Source organism: Pantoea sp. y20 (assembly GCF_054903455.1).
Map to the genome: position 1 here is coordinate 1,214,744 of NZ_CM142816.1, position 13,851 is coordinate 1,228,594.

The following is a 13,851-nucleotide window of genomic DNA, read 5'->3' on the forward strand; positions in this document are numbered from 1 at the left end:
GTGGAATAAGGTTTTTCATTTCGCCTGCCTCAGAAAGAGATTTCCCTCAGCATGCCAATGCCAGATTAAGCCAGCCTTAAGCCGTTATGACATTCTCGTGACAAGGCAGATTCTGCGGCACATCTCACAGATAACTTCCGTAACATAGCCACAACAATGCTTACTTGCAGATTTTTGTCCGGCAACGCTATATAACTGCTCAGGGAAAATGAGGAGGCAGGATGAACATACGTCAGGCACAGGCAAAAGACAGTTTTGCATTGAGCGCGTTGCTAACCGAATTAGGTTATAGCGCGACGGAAGGATTTATCGATACGCGTTTGGCGCAGCTTATTCATCATCCCGATGAAATGTTGTTGGTCGCGGAACACGGCAATCAGGTGCTGGGCTTTCTCTCGTTGCACTTTATTCCGCAGCTGGCATTGGCCGGCGATTTTGCCCGCATCAGCTACTTTTGTATTGCCGAAGGCGAGCGCAGCAAAGGCAGCGGGCAGCAGTTATTAAACCACGCCGAACAGCTGGCGCGGTCACGCGGTTGCGACCGTATGGAAGTGCACTGCGATTCATCGCGCCTCAAAGCCAACCAGTTCTATGCGCGTGAAGGCTATGTGGAATCACCGCGCTATCACATTAAAGTTCTGGGTTAAGATTGAGCTCGCGTCCGCTGGCTATCACGATGGCATCGGCGATGCTGTCGAGTTGTGCCACAGGCAGCAGCGCGGCGCTGACGCGAATGAACTGCCGGCTGCTAATGCTACAGCGTTCCCCGGGCAGCACGGCGATACCGCGCGCGGCTAGCGTGATCATCGCGTACTGCTCCGATTCCACCGGAATCCACACGCTCAATCCATCACGCTCTTCCAGCACCAGACCGCGTTTCGCCAGCGCGGCCAGTAACTGCTGGCGACGCTGCGCATAGGTGGCTTTGGCCTGCTGAATACGCTGCTGAGTCTCTTCATCATTGAGCATCCACGCCACGGCATCCTGCAAAATACGGCTGGTCCAGCTCACGCCAAAGTTGCGCCACGCTTGCAGGCGCTTCACCATTTCGGCGGTGCCTGATAACACTGCCAGCCGCAAATCCGGCCCATAAGCTTTGGAAAACGAGTGCACGTGCAGCACGCGTTCGGGATAGTGGAAGCCGAGGCTAAACACCGGGCAGCGCGACAGATCGCCAATGCCGTCATCTTCGACAATGACGGTGCTGCTGTTTGCCAGCACGCGCGCCAACTCTGCACTGCGACGCTGGCTCACGCTGTTTCCGGTAGCGGAATGGGTGCGCGGTTGATAGATAAACATCGCCGGAGATTTCTGCATCAGCGTGGTCAGCGTCGAGGGAATGGGACCTTGCTCATCGCAGGGCAGCGGCAGAATTTCAGCCCCCATGTTGTCTAAAATATCCAGTAATCGCGTGGCAGTAGGATCTTCGATCACCACACGATCGCCCGGTGACAGCAATGTCTGCACGATCAGGTTCATGGCATCGAAGCCGCCATCGGTTGCCAACCAGGCTTCGGCGGGATAGGGCCAACGTGGCGTTACGGCATCCTGCAATTGCGGTGAAATCGCCTCACGCTGATAACTATTCAGTTGCGGCGACGCAATGCCCGCCAGCATCGCCCGACGCAGATCCGGCAATAACGTTGGATCCGGTGAGGCCATCGCCAGTGACGCCTGAACATTCTCGCCGTAATTGCCGATCTTCTCGAAGCGAATCGGACGCGGCATCACGCTGTTACCGCTCACCCACACGCCGCTGCGACCTTTACCCGCCAGCACTTTCTGCTTCTTCAGTTGCGCCCAGGCAGCCGAAACGGTTGCCGGGCTCACGCCTAATCGCTCAGCCAATTCCCGTACTGCCGGCATCTGCATGCCCACCGCAATCTGCCCATCGCGTATTAGCGTGGATGCCGCATGCGTGATGCCTTTCACCGAAGCATCCGTGATCTGCTGGCTGAGCCACTCCAAATCCACACTTTGCGTCATAAGAAAATCCTTTGTTCAGTAACAAATAATAGATTGTTCAGATTAGTATTCGCGATTTAGACTCAAATTCAAGCACTATTTGCTGCATAAATAATCACAGCCGCAGGGCTGGCAGAACAGACGGGGAAGGCAAAACTATGGTAACCATCAGACTGGCGGTACGTGACTGGGATTACTTCACACCGCTGGCACTTGGCGATATCAAGCCGGAAGGTTTCACGCTGGAGATCGATCGTGTTGGCACGCTGGTGGATAACCTCGCCACCAGCGATAAATACGATGCCGGTGAAGTGTCGTTTAGCCGCTTTGCTCAGGCTCGGGCAAAAGGTGACACTTCACTGTTGGGCCTGCCACACTTTCTGATGCGCGGTTTCCGTCAGCGCTGCATCATTACGCGCAGCGACAGCCCGATTACCTCGCCAGCGCAGCTGAAAGGTAAAAAGATCGGCGTCACCGGCTGGCAGGATTCGGGCAACACCTGGACGCGCACCGTGCTGCGTGAAGCGGGAGTGGAGATTGATGATGCGTACTGGTTTGCCGGGCGTTTGACTGAGGATCACCCGATTGTTGATCGTCTGGCCGGTTTTGGTCGTCCGGGGCGTATTGAACCGGCGCCAGGTGAGCGTCCACTGATCGCGTTGCTGAAAGCCGGTGAGCTGGATGCTGTGTTTACCCCTTTTATGCCGGAAGGTTTTTTCCTTGCCGATTCGGGTTTGCGCCAGCTGCAGGTGGATTTTGCTGCTGCCGAGCGCGACTACTTTAATCGCGTCGGTTATGTGCCTGGCATTCACTTACTGGCTCTGAAGCCCGCCTTAGCGGAGGCGCATCCGTGGCTGCCTCAGGCGCTGAGCGACATCATCGATCGTTCGTACCAGATGTGGATGAAGAAGCGCGAGAAATACGCCGACACTACGCCGTGGCTGCTGGACGATTTGCGGCGCACCGCGCAGGAATTACCGGCCAACTGGAATCAGAACGGATTTTCCGTTAACAAAAAGATGATTGCCGACTTTGCGAATGAGCTGTTCCAGCAAGGCCTAACCCAAACATTGCTGACGCCGGAAGCGATTTTCCCGGCTGCGGCGCAAGGAGAATAACCATGAAAGTAGCAATGGGACAATTTGCCGTCAGCCGCGAATGGCAGGAAAACACCGATATCTGCATCGGATTGATGAACCAGGCATTGGCGGGCGGTGCTGATCTGCTGGTGCTGCCGGAAGGCGTGCTGGCGCGTGATATCGCCGATCCTGATCTGGTATTGAAAGCGGCGCAGCCACTTGATGGTCCTTTCGTCACGCAGCTGCTGGCGATTAGCAAAGGCAACAACCTGACCACCATGATGAGCGTGCACGTACCGACAGAAGGGCAGAAGGCGCTCAATGTACTGATCGCCATTCGCAACGGCGAAATCATCGCCGAGTACGTGAAACTGCACCTTTACGATGCCTTCGCCATGCAGGAGTCGCAGCACGTGAATCCGGGGCGCGAAATTCCGCCGCTGGTTGACGTGGCGGGCATGAAAGTCGGGTTGATGACCTGCTACGACGTGCGCTTTCCAGAGCTGGCGCGTCGCTTAGTGCTTGACGGCGCGGATGTGCTGGTGCTGCCGGCAGCGTGGGTGAAAGGCCCGCTGAAAGAGATGCACTGGGAGTTGCTGACCACCGCGCGTGCGCTGGAAAACACCTGCTACATGGTGGCGGTGGGCGAATGTGGGCCACGCAATATCGGCAACAGTCTGGTAATCGATCCGTTGGGCGTGGCGATTGCCAAAGCGCCGGAATCGGCCGCGCTGGTGTTTGCCGATCTCGATCCACAGCGCATCGCCTACGCTCGCAGCGTACTGCCGGTGCTGGAAAATCGCTGTTTTGCGCGTCCCGAACTTAAACCACTTTGATCGCTGGGGAATCTGACTGATGAAAATTCTTGCTACCGCCATCGCGCTGTCATTGGGCCTCACGGCCTGTTTCGCTCAGGCCGCCGACGTGATTCCTGCGCAAAAAGTGGATCAGGCGCTGCACGATCGTCTGCCAGCAGAGATCAAAAGCAGCGGTAAAATGATCTCGGTGAACAACGGATCTTTTCCTCCGTATGAGATCGTTAACGGTCCGCACTCAATGGACGGCGCTTCCGCCGATCTCACCGAAGCGCTGGCACAATTGCTGGGCGTGAAGATTGAACATGCCACCGTCAGCGGTTTATCGGGCGTGCTCACCGGCATTAATTCCGGCCGCTACCAGATGGCGATTGGGCCGATTGGCGATTATCCGGATCGTCAGCAAAAGGTTGATTTTATCGACTTCGTGCAGGAGTTCGTGGTGTTTGGCGTGCAGAAAGGCAATCCCTCGAAGATTAACGGTCTGGAAGATACCTGCGGTAAACGCATTGCGGTAATGGCGGCCGGTTCAGCAGAGCAGGTGATTCGCAAGCAGTCCGATGCCTGTGTCGCGACGGGTAAACCGGCGGTGGTGGTGCAATCCTTCACCGACCAGCCATCATCGATTTTAGCCGTGCGCTCAAAACGTTCCGATGCTTTCTTCTCCTCGCAGGCGCCGCTGACTTACTTCATCGAACAGGCCAATGGCCAGCTGGAGCTGTCGGGCAAAGGCAAGAAAAACGGCTTTGGCGACATTTTCCAGGGCACCGTGGTACCCAAGGGTTCTGAACTCGGCAACGTGGTGCTGGATGCGTACAAAGAGCTGTTCAATAACGGCACTTACGCGGCCATCATGAAGAAATGGAAATTAGACGGCAACGTGTTGCAGCAACCGGGACGTAACCTGGCGCAAGGGGTAGCAAAATGAGTCCGGTCACCAACAATTCGCGAGCCAGGGATAAGGCCGACGTGCAGCAGCGCGATGTGGCTTTTGCCCGCAGTGCGCCCACTTATGGGCGCTGGATCTCATGGATTTTGGTGCTGGTTATTGCCGCGAACTTCCTCTGGCTGGTGGCGACCAACCCCAATTTCGAGTGGAACGTGGTGCTGCAGTGGTTCACCGAAGGTTCGGTGATGAAAGGCCTGCAGGTCACGCTCGGCTTGACGGTGGTGTCGATGATTCTCGGCACGCTGCTCGGGCTGCTGTTGGGCGTGTGGCGTCTCTCGGAAAACAAATTGCTGAGCGGCTTATCGTCGCTCTACATCTGGTTTTTCCGGGGTACGCCGCTGCTGGTACAGCTGATCTTTTGGTACAACCTGTCGACGCTGTTTCCCACCATCGCAATCACTCTTCCGTGGACGGATATCACTTTTGCCAGCTGGAACACCAACGATCTGATCACGCCACTGACTGCCGCCATTGCCGGACTGGCGCTCAATGAAGCGGCTTATATGGCCGAGATCATTCGCGCCGGCCTGCTGTCAGTGGATAACGGTCAGGTCAAAACCACCCAGGCGTTTGGCATGAGTCGCAGTCGTGCGCTGCGCCGCGTGATCATTCCACAGGCGATGCGTTCAATTATTCCGCCTACCGGCAACCAGTTGATCAGCATGATCAAAGCGACCTCGCTGGTAAGTGTGATCGCTATGGGCGATCTGTTGTACTCAGTGCAGGCCGTTTATAACCGCACCTTTGAAATTATCCCGATGCTGATGGTCGCAGTGATCTGGTATCTGTTTATCACCTCGATTCTCAACCTTGGTCAGTCCGCCATCGAGCGTTACTACGCACGCGGCACCACCCGCACGGTGGTGAACAAACGTCGCGTTGCCACTAACGAAGCCGCGCCAGCCGTCGCGCACCGTCTGAAGGAGGATGTATGAGTGAAGTTCAGCCACTGGTGCGTGCGCGTAATGTGCAGAAGAGTTATGGCGATAATGAAGTGCTGAAAGGCATCGATCTCGATGTGTTTCCCGGTGAAGTGGTGGTGATTCTCGGGCCATCAGGTTCGGGTAAATCCACCTTTTTACGCTGTATTAACCATCTGGAAGACATGAATGCCGGTTCGATTGTGGTCGGTGACGATCAGATCGGTTATGAACTGAAGCGCGGTATTTTGCATCGTCTGTCGGCGCGTAAAATTGCTCATCAGCGCCAGAAAATCGGCATGGTGTTTCAGCAGTTCAACCTCTATCCGCACATGACGGTGCTGCAAAACATCATTGAAGCGCCGATAGGTGTGCACAAGTTTACACGGCAGGATGCACTCAAGCATGCGCGTGAACTGCTGGCGACCGTGGGATTGAGTGACAAAGCCGACGCCTGGCCGCGTCATCTATCCGGTGGTCAGCAGCAGCGCGTGGCGATTGCGCGTGCGCTGGCGATTAAACCGGCGCTGATGCTGTTCGATGAACCCACTTCGGCACTCGATCCGGAATTAGTTGGCGAAGTGCTGGCCACCATGCGCACCTTAGCCGATCAAGGGCTAACCATGATTGTCGTGACCCATGAAATTGGTTTCGCGCGTGAGGCGGCCGATCGCGTGGTGTTTATGGATGGCGGCGTGGTAGTGGAGCAGGGCAGTCCGGAGCAGGTGATTGGTAACCCGCAACATCCGCGCACGCAGGCATTTCTCAGCCGCTTTATCTGAGCAGGCGGTCTCACTCTGTTACAGATTGCAGTTGAGGCCGTTTATAAACTGCGCGTTAATAGTCAGGTCCGTTTTTCACATTGGTTGAAAGGTAAATTATGGAAGGTATCAGTATTGCCAAACTGCTGATCATCGGTGCGCTCATCGTACTGCTTTTTGGCACCAATAAGTTACGTTCACTGGGTGGCGATCTGGGTTCCGCAATCAAAGGCTTCAAAAAAGCCATGAAAGATGATGAATCCGGCGCATCCAAAAGCAGCGCTGAAGAAGTGCCTGCTGAACGTGTCAGCCACAAAGAGTAATCTCTGCGCCGAACGTCAATAAGTGTAAATATTTATTACGTTGATAAAAAACCAGACTGTCGCCAGCCTGGTTTTTGTTTTTTGCGTCTTAGTGCCAATTGGCGTAAATGATTTCCTGCTCATCCACATCAAATATTGTTGAGCCATATAAGCCATCAAAGTCGCTCAACCCATCCTGGGTATGCCAGCCCTGCAACATATCATCAGTTAAAATTAATGGTATCAACGATATTGTTTCTTCTTCCTCGGCTGTAATAACATCAATGAGTGCTATTTCAATTTTGTCTGATTCACTCTCATCAATTGGCATAATGATTTCGCCTATTTTAGGCTTAGTCAAAAACGGATAATCAATTTTGCCACCCATTACGCCTTGCGGATTAATGGGGACTGCACTAAAAACATGCTGAGCGACAGAAATCTCGGTGGGCAGTTCAAACTGCCAACGGCCTTGGCTATCAATTTCAGAGCTGCCGACCCACACATCATCAAGATAAAAGTATAACGTCGTACCAACTGGCGCATTACCGCTGAAAGACCCTTCATCCTCATTCAGATCATCAATAATGACCTCATTTTCAGTGATAACCTTTGACTGTACCTGTACTAAAAGTTGAGGTTTGGCACTCTCGCGTTCAGGTAGCGTGGCAATTTCCACACTCTCGTGGTGCATGCCGATAGTCGGTTGCCATAGTAGTGGCTGAGGAGCATTGAATTTCGCTTCCAGCAAATCAAAATTCCATTCAGGTTCAGGCTCTTCATTAATCACAGGGAGTACATTCTCCTGAGAAGTTTGAAAAGCGATGTCTTCAGCATAAGGCATGATGTGTCGCACCACTTCGGGCATCACAGCGACAGTTTCATGACCCTTTAGTGGCAACTCTAAATGAATTTCATCGTATCGATGCTCAATACTGATAGCGGTAGCGATAAATGCATTGGCACATGAGGCGTGAGATGAAGTATAGGGATTGGTGTTATCTATGGGCGTGGTGCGCGCTTTAAGCGCATCCAAACTCTCTCCGGATGCACTGTTGAGCCGCACATCGGGTATTTGACCTGACAAATCGGGTTCCCGGAGAAAATCGAGCCCCTTTAAGTGAGAGGATGTTTGCATTATCTGACCTTCAAAATAAACACTGAGAAAAGAGAAATAGGCTCTTATGGCCTCAGCGATTAAAGCGACAGATTTGAGACAGGGATTAAGACTTTTAAGGGGATATTTGCGATTGCGCCCTGGTAAGAGCGCAATCGCGAAGCATATTACTTAACTTCCAGACCTTTGGCCTGCATATCAGCATGATAAGAGGAGCGCACAAACGGGCCGCAGGCGGCATGGGTGAAGCCCATCGCCATTGCTTCTTCTTTCATTTCGTCAAACTCGGCCGGGCTAACGTAGCGCTGCACCGGCAAGTGGTGACGGCTCGGCTGCAAATACTGTCCCAGCGTCAGCATGGTGACGCCGTGGCGACGCAGATCGCGCATCACTTCAATGATTTCAGCATTGGTTTCGCCAAGGCCGACCATCAAACCCGATTTAGTCGGGATATCCGGATGCGCTTCTTTGAAACGCTCCAGCAATTTCAGTGACCAATCGTAGTTGGCGCCAGGACGGACCTGACGGTACACGCGCGGCACGTTTTCCAGATTGTGGTTAAACACATCCGGTGGCGTCGCGGTGAGGATTTCCAGCGCGCGATCCATACGACCACGGAAGTCCGGCACCAATGTTTCAATTTTGATGGTTGGGCTTTTTTCGCGAATCGCGCGGATGCAGTCAGCAAAGTGCTGGGCACCGCCGTCGCGCAGGTCATCACGGTCCACAGAAGTGATGACCACATAACGCAGCGCCATATCGGCAATGGTTTGTGCCAGTTTCAGCGGTTCGTTAGCATCAGGCATATTCGGACGGCCGTGCGCCACGTCGCAGAATGGGCAGCGACGGGTACAGATCGCGCCGAGGATCATAAATGTCGCGGTACCGTGGTTGAAACACTCTGCGAGGTTAGGGCAGGAGGCTTCTTCACACACCGAGTGCAGACCGTTTTTACGCATCGCGGCCTTGATGCCCTGAATGCGGCTGGAGTCCGCAGGCAGTTTGATCTTCATCCATTCCGGCTTACGCAGAATTTCTTCACGCTCAACCATCACGGTTTTCACCGGGATTAGCGCCATTTTGTCGGCATCGCGATACTTGACGCCACGTTCCATCTGAATTGGTTTACTCATAAATCTGCAGGTTCCGGTCGGGATTGCGATTTGAAAGCTTCCTCACTCAAACTGAGAACCAGGCTTTCAACTTTTTTTGAAAATATGGCAAAAATTATATCATCTCGTCTACCCATAAGCAGCCGATTCGCCGGTGCAAAAGTTACAATTTTGTAAATAGGCACGTACAGTCAAGGTCAGACCGCGGCATCACTTTGCCATTCCAGTTGGGTAAATCCGGTTAAACGGGCGAAATGCTGCACCAGACGCGGCTGCACATCTGCCGGCGTGACGCCCGGCTGCAGCTGGCTAAGCTGCGTCATTTGCATCCCGGCATATCCGCACGGATTGATGCGCAGGAACGGCGTTAAATCCATCGCCACATTCAGTGCCAGGCCGTGAAACGAGCAGCCTTTACGAATACGCAGTCCCAGCGAACAAATCTTGTCATCGCCAACGTACACGCCCGGCGCATCCGGTCGCGCCCGCGCGCTGATGTCATAGTCGGCCAGCGTGGCGATCACCGTTTCTTCTAACGCCGTCACTAACTCGCGCACGCCCATCTTGCGACGTTTCACGTCAATCAGCACATACATTACCTGTTGGCCGGGGCCGTGATAGGTTACCTGGCCGCCGCGATCGCTTTGTACCACCGGAATATCGCCCGGCATCAGCAGATGTTCAGCTTTCCCTGCCTGGCCCTGGGTAAACACCGGATGATGTTCCACCAGCCAGATTTCATCGGCAGTGCTGCTGTCGCGTTGATCGGTAAAGTGATGCATGGCATCGGAGATGGGTTGCCAATCGCGCTGGCCGAGTTGACGAACAAGAAGCGTATTAGCTGACAAAGCAGAGATCCGGTAAAGAGTGGAAGGCAGAGTATAACGCTGGCAAAGCGGACTTTGCCAGCGCCAGAATTACAGCACCATGCGCACGATTTCGATGTTGCCCAGCTCTTCATACAGGGTTTCAACCTGCTCAATGTGGGTGGCGATGATGGTAATGGAAACAGAGTGATAGTTGCCTTTGCTGCTTGGCTTAACGTCCGGTTTGTAATCGCCTGGCGCGTGGCGCTGCACCACTTCAACCACTTGATCAACCAGCTCCGGTTGCGCCAAACCCATCACTTTGTAAGTGAAAGGCGTAGGGAATTCGAGCAGTTCATTCAATTTGGTTTTCATACATTGACTCCGGTGCTTAAAAAACAGGCTCCCGCCGAGGCGGGAGCAAAGATAGTAACTTAATTGGGGGCAAATTGGCGTTTTTTCAAGCGCGCCTTAGCCGAACCAGTGGTGGAACATCAGTTTGATGTAATCGATGATGCGGCCGAAGAAACCACCTTCTTTCACTTCATTCAGCACCACCAGCGGACGCTGTTCCACAGTTTTGCCGTCGAGCTGGAAGTTGATGCTGCCCACTACCTGATTTTTCTGCAGCGGCGCATGCAGTTCAGTGTTGTTCAGCACATAGCTGGCTTTGAGATCTTTCATGCGGCCACGCGGAATGGTCAGATAGGCATCTTTCTCCACGCCCAGCTGGACACGATCGCTGTCACCGAACCACACAGGCTCAGAGGCAAACTCTTTGCCCGCTTTCAGCGGTGCGACGGTTTCAAAGAAGCGGAAGCCCCACGTCAGCAACTTCTTGCTCTCGGTTTCACGGCCTTTAAAGGTACGACCGCCCATCACCGCGGAGATCAAACGCATCTGGCCTTCTGTTGCCGAGGCGACCAGGTTGTAACCCGCTGCGTCTGTGTGGCCGGTTTTAATGCCATCGACGTTCAGGCTGGTATCCCACAGCAAACCGTTACGGTTGGTCTGCTTGATGTTATTAAAGGTGAAATCTTTTTCACGGTAAACCGCGTACTCATCGGGTACGTCACGGATCAGCGCCTGGCCGATCAACGCCATATCGCGCGGCGAGCTGTATTGGCCTTCGGCATCCAAACCGTGCACGGTCTGGAAGTGGGTGTTTTTCAGACCCAGCGCGCCAACGTAGTTGTTCATCAGGTTGACGAATGCGTCCTGGCTGCCAGCAACGTAATCCGCCATCGCTACACAAGCGTCGTTACCTGATTGCAGCACGATACCGCGCGTCAGCTGAGAAACCGGCACACGATCGCCAGGCTTGAGGAACATCAGTGATGAACCTTTGAATACCGGATTACCGGTTGCCCAGGCATCTTTACCCACGGTCACGATGTCATCGTTATGGATTTTTCCCGCTTTGACCGCCTGACCAATCACGTAGCTGGTCATCATTTTGGTCAGGCTTGCCGGATCGCGGCGTGCATCCGCGTTCTTTTCGGCCAGCACTTTGCCGGAGTTATAGTCGATCAGCACATAAGCTTCAGCATCAATGTCCGGTACACCCGGAATCATAGTCTTAAGATTAACATCGTCCGCAAATGCGGCATGGCTGAGAGAAAGGGCGACCAGTGATCCCACTGTCAGGCGTTTCAGAAAACGAGAAGGTTTCAGCGTATTCATGTTCAGGACTACAACATCCGTGGGTTTAGAGTGAAAAAAGTGCCTAACTATAGCAAACGTCCGATCGGGCGACATCTTGCTTTGCAAATCAGTTTCAGCAGGAAATGTCACTGTCCGTTACATCGATGGACGGGCAGTGGTAATAAATGAGCTCATTTGCGCTTCAGTGTTCAGACGCTGCTGCAAGGCAGCGGCTTCGGCACGGCTTTTATAGCCACCTAACTGAATGCGATAGACGTTGCCATTGGCTTCAACCGCGCCCGGCACGCCAAAGCGTTTACCCAGGCTTTCGGCCAACTGACGTGCACGCGCCGGATCGTTAATCGCGCCAACCTGAACCACATAACCGCTGCCGGCATGGGCATTCTGGCTGGTAGCTGGTGCGGCGGCAGCGGCTGGCGCCGAAGACGTTGCTGGGGCTGGGGCGGCAACCGGCTCGTTGCCTTCCAGCACGCCCGTAGCTAACGGCTGTGGTGCGCCGAGAAAACCACTGCTCTGGACGGGCGCACCCATGCTGTCACTGCTTTGCAAGGTGCTGTTATCGACAGCGCGCACATCCTGCGGTGCAGGCGCTGGCGCAGCATTGGCGCTGCCGCCCATCATCACCATGCCGCCGCCGAGATCGGGACGCGCGGGCAGGGCATAACTCTGTTTGGCGACGGTGGTACCGATGGTGCCGGGACCGGAAACGGAACCATCCGGCGCCACTTTAATGTAATCAACGCGCACGCGGGTGTTGTTAGAGATATTCAGGCGATCGCCCGCCGCACGCGACAAGTCGATAATGCGGCCTGGCGTGTAAGGGCCACGATCGTTGACGCGTACCACAATTTGGCGGCCGTTGGCGAGGTTAGTGACACGCACATAGCTCGGCAGCGGCAGCGTTGGATGCGCGGCGGTCATGCCTTCCGGATCGTAAGATTCACCGATAGCGGTGCGATTCCCCTGCGCTTCGTCACCGTACCAGGTGGCTAAACCCACTTCGCTGTAGTTCGAAGGATCTTTGATCACGCGGTAGTTTTTACCGTTGACGCTGTAATCCTGGCTGGTGGAAGGATTGATCGGTTCATAACGTGGTTCCACGCCAGGAATTTCCACTACCGGGCCGTTATAGGCCGGTTGCGGTGGCGCAGTATTATTCTGCTGTTCCGGTGTGGAACAGGCAGCCAGTACCAATGATGCCAGTGCAACCCCAAGCCAGTCCTTACGCATGTGCAGCCTCTTAAACGCTTTTAGATAACATTTTTCGATGAGTATGGATCGACATCACGATGCCAAATCCAGCCATTAACACAATCAATGCCGATCCGCCGTAGCTCACCAGCGGCAGCGGTACGCCAACCACCGGTAAGATACCACTTACCATGCCAATGTTAACGAAAACATAAACGAATAAAATCAGCATCAAACCGCCCGCCATCACGCGACCAAAGGTGGTTTGCGCACGCGCCGCGATAATCAGTCCGCGCATGATCAGCAGCAAATAGAGTACCAGCAGTAACAACACGCCAACCAGACCAAGTTCTTCCGCTAAAACGGCAAAAATAAAGTCGGTATGGCGTTCAGGCAGGAATTCCAGCTGCGATTGGGTGCCGTGCAGCCAGCCTTTGCCGCGCAGGCCACCGGAACCGATAGCAATCTTCGACTGAATGATGTGATAACCGGCGCCGAGCGGATCGCTTTCCGGGTCCAGCAGCATCATCACGCGGGCGCGCTGGTAATCGTGCATCAGGAAGAACCACAAAATCGGGATAAAGGCGGCGACCAGCAATACCGCGATACCAATCAGCTTCCAGCTCATGCCGGATAAGAACAGTACAAACAGGCCGGAAGCGGCGATCAGAATCGAGGTGCCGAGATCGGGTTGTGCCGCCACCAGCAGCGTCGGCATGAAAATCAGAATCAACGCGATGCCGGTGTTTTTCAGCGTCGGCGGGCAGACATCGCGGTTAATAAAGCGCGCCACCATCAGCGGCACGGCAATCTTGGCAATCTCCGAGGGCTGAAAACGCACAAAACCAAGATCGAGCCAGCGCTGTGCGCCTTTACTGATGTGACCAAACGCGTCCACCGCTATCAGCAATATCACGCAGACAATATAGAGATAGGGCGCCCAGCTTTCATAGACGCGCGGCGGCACCTGCGCCAGCACCAGCATAACGATGATGCCCATGGCAATCTGCCCGAACTTACGCTCGGTCATGCCTGGATCCTGTCCGCTTGCGCTCCAGATGACGATGGCGCTGTAGGTCAGCAAGCTGAGAATGATCAGCATAAACAGGGGGTCGATATGGATGCGCGTCCAGATCGATCTTTTCTGCGGACTATCGTTCATGGACATT

Annotated in this window: 15 protein-coding genes; 7 read left to right on the forward strand and 8 right to left on the reverse strand. The window is 54.3% G+C overall.

The features are described from left to right. Positions 1–221: 221 nt before the first annotated feature. Complete coding sequence (locus ACYAC5_RS05565) at positions 222–647, forward strand: GNAT family N-acetyltransferase (RefSeq protein ID WP_462062559.1); 426 nt, start codon at positions 222–224, stop codon at positions 645–647. Here the strand turns inward: ACYAC5_RS05565 and ACYAC5_RS05570 are convergent. Further along, positions 631–1,986 (reverse strand): aminotransferase-like domain-containing protein, encoded by a 1,356-nt coding sequence (locus tag ACYAC5_RS05570; protein WP_462062561.1) that lies wholly within the window; start codon positions 1,984–1,986, stop codon positions 631–633. The genes ACYAC5_RS05565 and ACYAC5_RS05570 overlap by 17 nt on opposite strands. A gap of 137 nt (positions 1,987–2,123) precedes the next feature. On the opposite strand from ACYAC5_RS05570, the gene ACYAC5_RS05575 reads away from it, so the two are divergent. The 6 genes from ACYAC5_RS05575 (at position 2,124) to tatE (ending at position 6,812) form a co-directional block, all read left to right on the forward strand. Beyond that, entirely contained in the window at positions 2,124–3,083 is a 960-nt protein-coding gene (locus tag ACYAC5_RS05575; protein ID WP_101763261.1) for an ABC transporter substrate-binding protein, read from the forward strand. 2 nt (positions 3,084–3,085) lie between these two features. Next, positions 3,086–3,880 (forward strand): deaminated glutathione amidase, encoded by a 795-nt coding sequence (locus ACYAC5_RS05580; RefSeq protein ID WP_462062562.1) that lies wholly within the window; start codon positions 3,086–3,088, stop codon positions 3,878–3,880. Between the two features lie 19 nt (positions 3,881–3,899). Further along, positions 3,900–4,787, forward strand: a complete 888-nt coding sequence (locus tag ACYAC5_RS05585) for an ABC transporter substrate-binding protein (protein ID WP_462062564.1) — start codon at positions 3,900–3,902, stop codon at positions 4,785–4,787. Beyond that, complete coding sequence (locus ACYAC5_RS05590) at positions 4,784–5,743, forward strand: amino acid ABC transporter permease (RefSeq protein ID WP_462062566.1); 960 nt, start codon at positions 4,784–4,786, stop codon at positions 5,741–5,743. Before ACYAC5_RS05585 ends, ACYAC5_RS05590 begins: the two co-directional genes overlap by 4 nt. After that, positions 5,740–6,510, forward strand: a complete 771-nt coding sequence (locus ACYAC5_RS05595) for an amino acid ABC transporter ATP-binding protein (RefSeq protein WP_101763257.1) — start codon at positions 5,740–5,742, stop codon at positions 6,508–6,510. The genes ACYAC5_RS05590 and ACYAC5_RS05595 overlap by 4 nt, the downstream gene beginning before the upstream one ends. Positions 6,511–6,608: 98 nt before the next feature. Continuing rightward, positions 6,609–6,812: a twin-arginine translocase subunit TatE gene (gene tatE, locus ACYAC5_RS05600; RefSeq protein WP_064740541.1), complete on the forward strand. Its 204-nt coding sequence runs from the start codon at positions 6,609–6,611 to the stop codon at positions 6,810–6,812. Positions 6,813–6,900: 88 nt separating this feature from the next. Here tatE and ACYAC5_RS05605 read toward each other — a convergent pair whose 3' ends face one another. From ACYAC5_RS05605 to mrdB, 7 genes are all read right to left on the reverse strand, one after another. Then, on the reverse strand, positions 6,901–7,929 hold the full coding sequence (locus tag ACYAC5_RS05605; protein WP_462062567.1) for a hypothetical protein: 1,029 nt from the start codon (positions 7,927–7,929) through the stop codon (positions 6,901–6,903). Between the two features lie 146 nt (positions 7,930–8,075). Then, positions 8,076–9,041 carry a lipoyl synthase gene (lipA, locus tag ACYAC5_RS05610; protein ID WP_462062568.1) on the reverse strand — a complete coding sequence of 322 codons (966 nt, stop codon included), beginning with the start codon at positions 9,039–9,041 and terminating at the stop codon, positions 8,076–8,078. Positions 9,042–9,217: 176 nt separating this feature from the next. Then, entirely contained in the window at positions 9,218–9,868 is a 651-nt protein-coding gene (lipB, locus tag ACYAC5_RS05615; RefSeq protein WP_309835535.1) for a lipoyl(octanoyl) transferase LipB, read from the reverse strand. Positions 9,869–9,937: 69 nt separating this feature from the next. After that, complete coding sequence (gene ybeD / locus ACYAC5_RS05620; protein WP_008103691.1) at positions 9,938–10,201, reverse strand: DUF493 family protein YbeD; 264 nt, start codon at positions 10,199–10,201, stop codon at positions 9,938–9,940. Positions 10,202–10,297: 96 nt separating this feature from the next. After that, the gene (gene dacA, locus ACYAC5_RS05625) at positions 10,298–11,509 is read right to left on the reverse strand and encodes a D-alanyl-D-alanine carboxypeptidase DacA (protein ID WP_101763253.1); all 1,212 of its coding nucleotides are present in this window, start codon (positions 11,507–11,509) and stop codon (positions 10,298–10,300) included. 117 nt (positions 11,510–11,626) lie between these two features. Then, positions 11,627–12,721, reverse strand: coding sequence for an endolytic peptidoglycan transglycosylase RlpA (gene rlpA, locus ACYAC5_RS05630; RefSeq protein WP_309835532.1), 1,095 nt, complete (start codon positions 12,719–12,721; stop codon positions 11,627–11,629). A 10-nt stretch (positions 12,722–12,731) separates the two neighbouring features. Continuing rightward, positions 12,732–13,844 (reverse strand): peptidoglycan glycosyltransferase MrdB, encoded by a 1,113-nt coding sequence (gene mrdB / locus ACYAC5_RS05635; RefSeq protein ID WP_101763316.1) that lies wholly within the window; start codon positions 13,842–13,844, stop codon positions 12,732–12,734. Positions 13,845–13,851 lie beyond the last annotated feature (7 nt).